Source organism: Xanthobacter sp. BG11Y11_SDJG (assembly GCF_057364445.1).
This window is the reverse complement of the sequence record NZ_JBNFNU010000121.1, coordinates 1-10,885: the sequence shown is the minus strand read 5'-3', so window position 1 is coordinate 10,885 and position 10,885 is coordinate 1. Positions and strand designations below refer to the sequence as shown.

Sequence of the window (10,885 nt, the reverse complement as noted above, 5' to 3'; positions counted from 1 at the left end):
GGCTCGCCACTGCGCTCCAGCAGGCGCGCGGCCTCGCCGCAGGCCCGCACCGCGCGCACCGCGCGGCCCGAGACCGCCACCTCCAGATCATCGCAGCCGAGCCCGCAGAACGGGCACAGCACGTCGCGATGGACCGTTCCGGCGCTCATGGCGCGCCCGGCCGGCGCGCGGCGGCGGCGGCGGGCGAAGAGGGTAGGATCAGGATGCGGACGCGCGGACCCATGGCTTCGCCTTGGACAGGGGCAGGAAACCCGATCAAGACGCCGCGCGGTGCCCGCTTGTCGTTGCAGTGCGCGCGGGGCTCACCTGCCCCTGCGCCATGCGTCCGGTGTTGGCGGAGAAGTAGCACACGGGCGGGCGCGGTCAACCGGCGGCGCGCCGCCCGCCGCGGACGCCCTCCCGGCCTGCGGGAGGGCAAGCGGGCCTCAGGCCTGGCCGGCGGCGCCCTGGCGCTGCATCTCGGCGTTCATGCGCTGCTGGTAGAGCGCGGCGAAGTCGACCGGGTCGATCATCAAAGGCGGGAAGCCGCCATTGCGCACCGCGTCGGCGATGATCTGCCGCGCGAACGGGAACAAGAGGCGCGGGCACTCGATCAGCACCACCGGCTGCAGGCTCTGCTCGGGGATGTTGAGGATGCGGAAGATGCCGCCATAGACGAGATCGAAGGCGAACAAAGTGTTGCCCTCCACCTTGGCGCCGCCCTCGATCTTCAGCTCCACCTCGAACTCGCCATTGGCGCCGGGCTTGGCGTTGACGTTGATCTGGATGTTCACGTCCGGCTGGCTCTGCGGCGCCATCAGCGAGCGCGGAGCGTTCGGGTTCTCGAACGAGAAGTCCTTGACGAACTGCGCCAGCACGTTCAGCGACGGCGCCTTGTTCTCGGTGGGGCCGCCATTCTGCGTCGCCATGCGCGTCTCCATAAGGTTGGAAGCTCTGGTAAGGTGGGCCTCGAAAGGCGGGCGTCCGCTAGCACGCTTCCCCCCGTGCCGCAAGGACGGCGCCCCGTCTCGGATCGAGGATCAGGACCCATGTCAGGACCCATTGCCGACGAAACATCTCCCCGGCCTGCGGCCCCCGGCGCCGCCCCCGGCAAGGTGCTGAGCGAGGCGGCGAAGCGCGCGCTCGCGGAAGCGCAGGCGCGGCGCGCAGCCATCGACGCGGCGGCGACGCGCGCCCCAAGGAACTGAAACGGCCGCGCCGGCCCGGGAGCCGGTGCGCTACGGCGGACTGGGAGTGGGCGGCATCGCCACCGACTTCTGAAGAGCGGCCCTCAGCCCACGAGATAAAGGCCGACCAGCCCGGCGGTGCCGACGAAGATGCGCCACCAGCCGAACGGTGCGTAACCGTGCCGCGCCACGAACTCCAGCAGCGTGCGCACCACCACCACGGCGGCGCAGAAAGCGGCGACGAAGCCGATGACGATCAGCAGCCCGTCATCCAGCGAGAGCGCGTTGCGGTTCTTGTAGAGGTCGTAGGCGAAGGCGCCGAACATGGTGGGCAGCGCGAGGAAGAAGGAGAATTCCGCCGCCGCCCGCTTGTCCAACCCGAGCAGCATGGCGCCGACGATGGTGGAGCCCGAGCGCGACACGCCGGGGATCATGGCGAGGCACTGGCAGAAGCCGATCGCGAGCGCGGTGAGCGGCGGCAGCGCCATGGCGTTGTCGTAGCGCGGCGCCGGCACGATGCGGTCGACGAACAAGAGCACGATGCCGCCGAGGATCAGCATGGCGCAGATCAGCACCGGGGTCTCGAACAGCACGCTCTTGATGAAGCCGTGGGCGAGCGCGCCGATCACCGCCGCCGGCAGGAAGGCGATGAGGATGCCCAGGACGAAGCGCCGGGCCGCCGGATTGGTGGGCAGCGCCTTGGCGACGTTCAGGAAGCGGTGGAAATAGACGGTCAGGATGGCGAGCACCGCGCCGAGCTGGATCAGCACCTCGAAGGTGCGCCCGGTGCTCTCGAAGCCCAGAAAGTGCCCGGCCAAAAGGATGTGCGCCGTGGACGAGACCGGGATGAACTCGGTGAGCCCCTCCAGCAGGCCGAGGACGAGGGCTTCGAGCATGTCGCCGAGGGTCATGGGGGCTTCCGGAGGGTGAGGGGGAGCGCAAGCGGCGCCATCCTCGCCGCTCGCCTTTCGCGGCGCAATGCGCCGTCCGGCTGGCCCGGGCCGGGCGACCTTGCGTCAGCGCCGGTTTGTGGCCGGCTGTGGCGCTCGGGCCACAATCTTTTCCCGCCGCTGTGGCACGGTGCGCCCTTTCCGGCCGCCCCGTCGCGCCGCGCCCGCTTGCCCCCGCGCGCCGGAACCAATCGGAAAGATTCGGCGCTTAAGCTTTTCCCCCGCCGGTCCGCCGACCCCGCTTCCTGAGGCCGCCTTCCCCCATGCAGCTGCACCATCATCCCTTCTGCCCCCATTCGCGCTTCGTCCGCCTGCTGCTCGCCGAATACGGGCTCGAGCCGGAGCTGGTGGAGGAGCGGGTGTGGGAGCGCCGGCCGGGCCTTCTGGCGCTGAACCCGGCGGGCGACACGCCGGTGATCGTGGAGGCGCAGGCGCCCTCCGTGCCGGGCGCCGCCATCATCGCCGAATATCTTGACGAGACGCGCGGCCTCGCGCTCGCCGAGCGCCGCCTTCTGCCCGAGGACCCGCTGGGCCGGGTGGAGGTGCGCCGCCTCACCTCCTGGTTCCACGAGAAGATGTTCGTGGAATGCACCGAGCCCTTGGTGCGCGAACGCATCTACAAGCGCTACATGAACCGCGAGCAGGGCGGCGGGCCGCCGGACGCGACCGCCTTGCGCATGGCGCGCGCCAATCTGCGCTATCATCTGAAATATATCGGCTGGCTCTCCAAGGCGCGCAACTGGCTCGCCGGGGAGCGCTTCAGCCAGGCCGACCTTGCCGCCGCCGCGCATCTCTCGGTGGCCGACTATCTGGGCGACGTGCCGTGGGACGAGGACGAGAACGCACGGGACTGGTATGCGCGGGTGAAGTCCCGCCCCACCTTCCGCCAGCTCCTGGCGGAGAGCATCCCCGGCATGCCGCCGTCCAAGACCTACGCGGACCTGGACTTCTGAACCCTGCCCCCCTGGAGGAGATCGCCCGCCGCCTCGCTCTGGAGGAGGGCTTCGACGCCTTCGGCATCGCCGCCCCGGACGCCATCGCGCGGGCCGGCGCGCATCTGAAGGCGTGGGTGGCGGGGGGCGCGCACGGCGACATGGGCTGGATGGCCGACACGCTGGAGCGCCGGGCCGATCCGCGCACGCTGTGGCCGCAGGTGCGCGCGCTCATCATGCTGGGGCTGAACTACGGGCCGGCGGACGACCCGCGCGCCGTGCTGGCGCAGCGCACCAGGGGCGCCATCTCGGTCTATGCGCGGGCGGAGGACTATCACGAGGTCATCAAGCCGCGCCTGAAGCGCATCGCCCGCGCGCTGCTCGCCGAGGCGACGGCGCGCGGCATTGCGGCCGACGTGAAGGTGTTCGTGGACACCGCCCCGCTGATGGAGAAGCCGCTGGCGGCGGCGGCGGGCCTCGGCTGGCAGGGCAAGCACACCAACCTCGTCTCGCGCGATCTCGGCTCCTGGCTGTTCCTCGGCGCCATCGCCACGACGCTGGAGCTTGCCCCGACGGGCGCCGAGCGCGACCATTGCGGCTCCTGCCGCGCGTGCCTCGACGCCTGCCCGACGGCCGCCTTCCCGGCGCCTTACGTGATCGACGCGCGGCGCTGCATCTCCTACCTCACCATCGAGCACAAGGGGCCCATTCCGCTGGAGCTGCGGGAGCTCATGGGCAACCGCATCTATGGCTGCGACGACTGCCTCGCCGCCTGCCCCTGGAACAAGTTCGCCGAACGCGGGCGCGAGGCCAAGCTCGCCGCCCGCGCCGAGAACGACGCCCCGGACCTCGCCGAGCTGGCGGCGCTGGACGACGCGGCGTTCCGCGCCCGCTTCCCGAAGAGCGCGATCAAGCGCGTGGGGCGCGACCGGTTCGTGCGGAACGTGCTGATCGCCATCGGGAACTCGGGGGATGTGAGCTTGAGGGGGGTGGTGGAGGCGCGGCTTTCCGATGAGGCGGAGGTGGTGCGGGAGGCGGCGGGGTGGGCGTTGGGAAGGTTGGGTTGAGGGGGGTGGCTCCGCGCAGAAGACGTCGGTAAGCCTGGGCGCGGTGCAGCAACTCCACTACTTGATCCAGATCCGACAGCGAACCGCTGATGGACCGGGGCCCCACTGACAACTCTCCTCTTAGATTTTATTCAATTCTGACATAATGTGGAGGGCAACCTTCTCCTTGAGGCGAGCCCTGGCGAACTGCATGGGCACCGGGTTCTTGAAGACCACGTGCCCCTCGATCCCGGGCTCTCTCTGTAGGCCGAGATAGGCTTTGACTTCCGCCTGGTGCTGGGAGATCACCTCCACGCGGTTGAGGTGTCGCAACAGCAAGTCGGGCTTGCCGTCCGCACGCGGTTGACCCCGAAAATCGGCCATCTGCTCCGCAATCTCGCCGTCGATCTTACGATACTGCACGTCCTTGCACTCGATAAGCAGCACGCGTCCAGTCTCCGGCTTCCAAGCGAGCACATCCACATCGCCGTAGTCCAGCGGGAAGCCCTTGCGAAGCAGTTTCGTGACACGGATTTCTTTTTCAGTTGACCAGCCCAACTCCTTCAGGCGCTCCTCAACGGCCACCGCAAAGCAATGTCCGAGCCTGTCACGAGAGGCGCCCGCCCATTTCTTCATCTTTGGTGTCAACTGCCATAGAGGAAAATCCCCTCGGTGAAAGTTTCCGAGCATGTAATTAAGGGCGTCCCGCACCAGACCCGGTGCCACGATGATCGTCGGATCAGGCGCGTCATCAATTTGCAGGAGTGGCTTACGAAGAACGCTGAGCCGCCGGCGAAAGCGCCAGGGAAACCGATCCTTCTCGTCATAGCCTTCTTGGACCTCTCGCCAGTGCGGCCGCGTCCTGAAGGTGAGATAGTCGACAAGAGAGGAAAGCGCCTCTGGCCGGATCAGCCCACGTTCCGCCGCCGGATCGAGCAAGTCGCTGCGCTTAAGGACGACGACGGCGCGCTCGGCTTTCAACCCCAGATTTTCGACGAAGTCAGTGAATTTCCGCGTCTCGTCAAATGACGCGCCGAATTCCTCCTGCCACGCCTCCCAAAATTCATCCGGCCAGGTGCTGCCGTCCGTCGGCCGTACTTCGGGCTCCTCGAGGTTTTCGGCATACGTTTCTACGCTTTCCTTCACGCGCAAGTCGTTGCCGACCCGGCCATAGGGCGCCATAACCTCCTCGTAAAATGCGACATTCGCTTGGATGTCACCGAGCGCCGTCACTCGCAGGCGTGGCTCCATCGCTTCCCACCGGATCGCATCTGACCAACCACCCATGCCGGGTATCATCATCAGCTTCGCCATTATGCGGGAGAGCTCGAGCCGGCTGGGCTCGCGCCCGCTTTCGAGGGGACATTCACAGATCGCAAATTCGACAAGCAGACGTGAGGCTTGGAACACGGCGTTCAGCTCGAATTCGTGCTGCGCCATCGTCTGTAACGTGGCCTCCTTGTCCTCGTGAAGCGCCAGCACCGCTGCCGCGGTGCGATGCCAGATGTCGCGCTCGGCGACGGCGCTCTCGTGATTCGTAAGGGCGAACAGGATCACCGCACGGCGGTCCAGGCGCCGGAGATCGGCGATTACGTCATCCTCGAGGAAACGAACGACCGCGTTAAGGAAAGTCGTGCATTCGTCTTTGCCGTTGATATCGGCGCCCTCTTCGCGTCGGCGCACCTGCCAGCCAAGGCCCAGTTTCACCAGCGCTCCGTCGTCGGCGTCGATAGTCATCGGTATGCCGGGCAGCGAATCCCGCACGTAATCGCGGAAGCTGCGCGTAAAGAAACGATGACTCTGACGGGCTGCTGGGACGGGGGCGATCCTTTGGACGAGTGCGTCCCGGGCTTCCGGCTCGATCATCGTTTCTGATAGTATTGCGCACGCATCTACCAAGCTTGTGACGAGCGCACGTTCCGCAACATTCTCCGGGTGAAAAAGCGCCTGCTCGAACGCCGGGCTCCCGATTGTCTCTATCACTCCGTCCTCGGCCCTGACCGTGATTGCAGCGCGAGCATCGTCAAAGGAGGCAAAACGCTTGGGGCGGTCGCCGGCAATATGGCCGAGCTCACCGTCAAATTTCGCGACCCAGGTAATCGGTCCTTTTGGTAGATTCGGGAAGGCGTCTTCAATAATACGAACGGAACGGCAAAGCCAAGTCTTAAGCATTATAAAGCGCTCATAGGCCCACTGTCCGGGAGTATCTTCCGAGGTCTCGAGTTTGACCCACCACGCCCGCCGTTCAGATTCATAGACGGATCGGGGCCAGCGGATTTCTCCTCGCTCCTCGGCGAAAAAGAACGGCTGATCGCGGTCCTCGGCGAAGAGGGACTGCCCGTCCCTTTGAACCTTGATCCACCGCTCGCTGGCATCGCGGATCACATGGGGGTCCCAATGAGCGACGACTTCATGCCGGACGTTCCGCAGGCCGTTTTGGTCTATCCAGACGAAACAGGGGGCACCTCCTTGGCCAAAGTCGTCGGGCAATTGCCTATGCGGCACGAGGTGACCGTCGAGGCTGCGTGCCCACGCGACCATGTTTAAAAGGCCATTGATATTTTCGAGTCCTACACCGAGCTCGCGAACCCTGTCCTCCGCGTCCAGCAAACGATACAACGAGAGCGGCTTGAAATCGGGAAGCCAACTTAATGTCAGGAGATCGGGAGCGGAGACGAATTCGGTCCGCCACTGAAGCCGTTCGGGCTCATCTGCTGTATTAAATATCGCGCGGCCAATGCCACAGCCTACAATGATAGTTAGCCCCCTCTGAAAGTCGGGCTGCTTCCGCGCCGCTTGGTACGATTCATCGATCCAGCGCTTGAGGTCGGCCGCGAAGGCTTTTGCATCGGGATTCCGTCCGACGAGACCCGCTGTCTCGAACCCCTCAAGCGCGTCAACGAAGAACACGAAGTTCAGGTAGATCCCGCTATCGATGCACGTCAGGACCCCGGCGAAAAGCCCGCTCGGCATGCGCTTGAACTCGATGGGAGCGCCGCTCTTTTCACCGAGCAACGGGGTGCTGGAAAACAGCTTGCCATAGCCGAGTGCTAATGTTTGAACGAACGCCTCGCGGAGATTGAGGGCATTCATCTGCTCCATCACCAAGCGTCGTATCGCGGCACTTGTCGACGTGGGCAAGAGAAAGAACAGTTCATCGTTGTGGAGGGTGAGCGGGTAGCGCTCGAGCGTCGAATGCCCGATCGCATCTGTCACAAGATTGCCGCGCGACGCCGGGCCTAAGCTGAAGGCTGCAAGCTTGTCGAGTGAAATGCCATGCCCGGCGAGTTCAGCCATCGAGAATCTCACAAGACGGCGCATGGCGTCGCCAGACTCGGCTAGGCGTCGTGGTAAGCGTGCAAGCGGCTTGTCATCGCCGAGTTGATGACGCTTGAGACCCGACCGCTCACAGAGGAGATCCGATAGCTGAAGTAGCGCATAAACGCTGTCGCGGAGGAGGTCGTAATGCCCTCCAGCCGGCAGGCCGTCGAGTAGATCAACGACTCTCTGGATATAGAAGCCCGCCGATTCCCACACGCCTTCCAGGATCCGAAAATTGCCGCGCTGTGTCGCGATGTTCGAGACAAACACATCCTCAGCCGGATCTTCCAGCCGCCCGGTCGTTCCGTTCCCGAACTGCGCAAAAGCCGCGAGAGTATCTTTGCGTTGGGCTTGCGGCGCCCCCGGCATACTGCGAGGGCCAAATGCGCCAGGACTTCGAGCCGAAGCGTATTGCTTTGAAGCTCCGGAACCGTCAGCAATCCGGCAAAGGTCGAGACCGTCCTAAGCGCATCATAGGATTCCAAATCCCGGAGCAGGGCACGGTTTTCATGGGCAATTGGCGCCAAAGGCACCGTGCCAGAACCGAACCCTTGTCCCATAAGGAAGCTCTCAAGATCGAGCGTGGCCTCGTTCACTGCCGCAACCCCATCTATTGTGGTTTTCTGGGAGCTTACTATGAGTCGCTTGGGTGCGTCAGGCGACTTGGACCGGGCTTTAGGCCGTGCGGCCTCCACCGAGTTTCAGACGACGTCTTGTTTGCCAACGCCACGAACTTCGGCTTTGGGTCATAAGCAGAGTCTCCCCCCACCCCCCGCCATTCCCAAACCCCCCGTTTGCCTCTAAACATACCCCCTTCGAACCACGAGGGAGAGCGACGGGAGCCGGCGTCATGATTGCGTCGCGCCCAGGCGCGAGAATGACCACGGCAGACACGGCACGATGCAGCAGCCCCGCAAGCTCTATGTGAAGTCCTTCGGTTGCCAGATGAACGTCTACGATTCCCAGCGTATGGCGGACACCCTGGCGCGCGAGGGCTTTGCCGAGACGCAGGACCCGGCCGAGGCCGACCTCGTCATCCTCAACACCTGCCATATCCGCGAGAAGGCCGCCGAGAAGGTCTATTCCGAGCTCGGGCGGCTGCGCAAAGCCAAGCAGGAGGCGGGCTCGGATACGCTGATCGCGGTCGCCGGCTGCGTCGCCCAGGCCGAGGGCGCCGAGATCATGCGCCGCGCCCCGGTGGTGGACCTCGTGGTCGGCCCGCAGAGCTACCATCGCCTGCCCGAGCTGCTGCGCGCCGCCGGCACCGGCGCGCGGGTGGTGGACACCGAGTTTCCGCTGGAAGACAAGTTCGACCACCTCGCCGCCCCCTCCCGCGCCGCCACCCGCGCCCGCGGGCCGGCCGCCTTCCTCACCGTGCAGGAAGGCTGCGACAAGTTCTGCACCTTCTGCGTCGTGCCCTATACCCGCGGCGCCGAGGTCTCCCGCCCGGCGCAAAGATCCTCGCCGAGGCGGAGCGGCTCGTGGGCCAGGGCGTGCGCGAGCTCACCCTCATCGGCCAGAACGTGAACGCCTACCATGGCGACGGCCCGGACGGCCGCCCCTGGAGCCTCGCCCGGCTGATGGAGGCCCTCGCCCGGATCGACGGCCTCGCGCGGTTGCGTTATACCACCTCCCATCCGCGCGACATGGGGGCGGACCTCATCGCCGCCCACCGCGACCTGCCCCAGCTCATGCCCTATCTGCACCTGCCCGTGCAGTCGGGATCGGACACGGTGCTGGACCGGATGAACCGCGGCCATTCCCGCCAGACCTATCTCGATCTGGTGCGGGAGTTGCGCGCCGTGCGGCCGGATCTGGCGCTCTCGTCCGACTTCATCGTCGGCTTTCCGGGCGAGACCGACGCCGATTTCGAGGCCACCCTGGACCTTGTCCGCGAGGTGGGATTCGCCGGCGCCTATGCGTTCAAATATTCCTCCCGTTCCGGCACGCCGGCAGCGGGCCACGGTAGCCAAGTGCCGGAGGACGTGAAGTCCGCGCGCCTCGCCGCGCTCCAGAAGCTGCTGGAGGCGTCCAAGGTCGCGTTCGATACCTCGTTGAAGGGCAGGACCCTGGAGATTCTGCTGGAGAAGAGCGGGCGCCATGAGGGCCAGATGATCGGCCGCTCGCCCTATCTCCAGAGCGTGGTGGTGACGAACCCGCCCGCCGCCATCGGCGACCTTCTCGCGGTGACCATCACCGAGGTCGGCCCCAACAGCCTCGCCGGCCGGTGCCGGCCCCCGCTTCGTCCCGGCCCCTCGCGGCCATGGAGGCCTGAGCTTGCGCAGATCCGGCAGCGACCAAGACCGTCCTCCCCAAGGCCAGCCGCAAGGCCCCGCCCGCGCCGCCGTCACCGCCCCCTGGGCCAGCGCGGACACCGAAGCGCCGGCCCACGTGGTCCTGGCGTTCGACGACAACCGCCTGGCCAGCCAGCTGTTCGGCCATTACGGGCGGAACCTCGCTCTGGTCGAGCGCAAGCTCGGCGTGAAGGCGGATTCGCGCGGCAACCACGTCACCCTCGAGGGCGAGCGCGAGGCCTGCGAGCAGGCCGCGCGGTCCTCGAGCACCTCTACGAGGCGCTGAAGAAGGGCCGCGACATCTCCCAGGGCGACGTCGACGGCGCCATCCGGGAGGCGGTCTCCCAGGGCTCGCTGTTCGACTTCGATCCCGCCTCCCAGCGCCAGTCGTTCGACGAGATCCACCTGCGCCGCCGTCCCGTGCGCGCCCGCACCGCCGCGCAGGATGCCTATATCCGCGCCCTGAAGCGCCACACTTTGGTGTTCGGCACCGGCCCCGCCGGCACCGGCAAGACCTGGATCGCGGTGGCCTATGCGGTGCATCTTCTGGAGCGGCGCATGGTCGACCGCCTCATCCTCTCGCGCCCGGCGGTGGAGGCGGGCGAGCGCCTCGGCTTCCTGCCCGGCGACATGAAGGACAAGGTCGACCCCTATCTGCGGCCGATCTACGACGCGCTCTACGATCTCATGGACCGCGCCTTCGTGGAGCGGGCGCTGCAGTCGGGCGAGATCGAGATCGCCCCGCTCGCCTTCATGCGCGGGCGCACCTTGTCCAACGCCGCCATCATCCTAGACGAGGCGCAGAACGCCACCTCCATGCAGATGAAGATGTTCCTGACCCGCCTGGGCGAGAACTCGCACATGATCATCACCGGCGACCCGAGCCAGACCGACCTGCCCGGCGGGCAGGTGTCGGGGCTCGCGGAGGCGGTGCGCCTGCTCGACGGCGTCGAGGGCGTCGGCGTCTGCCACTTCAAGGCCGAGGACGTGGTGCGCCACGAACTGGTGCAGCGCATCGTCGCCGCCTATGAGAAGCTCGACGCGCAGAAGATCGAGGCCGCCGCCGCGCGCCTCGGAAGGCCAGGATCCTGAGGCATGCCCGCGCAGCCCGCGCCCCGCATGGAGGCCGTCGCCGTCGACGTGCTGGCTGAGGCCGGCGACTGGCCGCTTGTGCCG

General features: G+C 66.4%; 6 protein-coding genes and 2 pseudogenes. 5 read left to right on the top strand and 3 right to left on the bottom strand.

The window, feature by feature from the left end:
- Window positions 1-425: 425 nt before the first annotated feature.
- Window positions 426-908, bottom strand: a complete 483-nt coding sequence (gene secB, locus AC2W7M_RS12045) for a protein-export chaperone SecB (RefSeq protein ID WP_486132570.1) — start codon at window positions 906-908, stop codon at window positions 426-428.
- Between the two features lie 120 nt (window positions 909-1,028).
- On the opposite strand from secB, the gene AC2W7M_RS12040 reads away from it, so the two are divergent.
- Complete coding sequence (locus AC2W7M_RS12040) at window positions 1,029-1,187, top strand: hypothetical protein (RefSeq protein ID WP_486132569.1); 159 nt, start codon at window positions 1,029-1,031, stop codon at window positions 1,185-1,187.
- An 83-nt stretch (window positions 1,188-1,270) separates the two neighbouring features.
- Here the strand turns inward: AC2W7M_RS12040 and AC2W7M_RS12035 are convergent, their stop codons facing one another.
- Complete coding sequence (locus AC2W7M_RS12035) at window positions 1,271-2,077, bottom strand: undecaprenyl-diphosphate phosphatase (RefSeq protein WP_486132568.1); 807 nt, start codon at window positions 2,075-2,077, stop codon at window positions 1,271-1,273.
- A gap of 302 nt (window positions 2,078-2,379) precedes the next feature.
- Here AC2W7M_RS12035 and AC2W7M_RS12030 point away from each other — a divergent pair, with 302 nt between their 5' ends.
- Entirely contained in the window at window positions 2,380-3,069 is a 690-nt protein-coding gene (locus tag AC2W7M_RS12030) for a glutathione S-transferase family protein (protein ID WP_486132567.1), read from the top strand.
- Window positions 3,066-4,115 (top strand): tRNA epoxyqueuosine(34) reductase QueG, encoded by a 1,050-nt coding sequence (gene queG / locus AC2W7M_RS12025; protein ID WP_486132571.1) that lies wholly within the window; start codon window positions 3,066-3,068, stop codon window positions 4,113-4,115. The genes AC2W7M_RS12030 and queG overlap by 4 nt, the downstream gene beginning before the upstream one ends.
- A 120-nt stretch (window positions 4,116-4,235) precedes the next feature.
- On the opposite strand, the gene AC2W7M_RS12020 is transcribed toward queG, so the two are convergent.
- On the bottom strand, window positions 4,236-7,784 hold the full coding sequence (locus AC2W7M_RS12020; RefSeq protein WP_486132566.1) for a hypothetical protein: 3,549 nt from the start codon (window positions 7,782-7,784) through the stop codon (window positions 4,236-4,238).
- Between the two features lie 531 nt (window positions 7,785-8,315).
- Between AC2W7M_RS12020 and miaB the strand changes: the two are divergent.
- Both miaB and AC2W7M_RS12010 read left to right on the top strand, forming a co-directional pair.
- Window positions 8,316-9,640: pseudogene (miaB, locus tag AC2W7M_RS12015) on the top strand (tRNA (N6-isopentenyl adenosine(37)-C2)-methylthiotransferase MiaB); the annotation flags it as partial.
- 166 nt (window positions 9,641-9,806) lie between these two features.
- Window positions 9,807-10,801 (top strand): annotated as a pseudogene (locus AC2W7M_RS12010) (PhoH family protein).
- The last annotated feature ends 84 nt before the right edge of the window (window positions 10,802-10,885 follow it).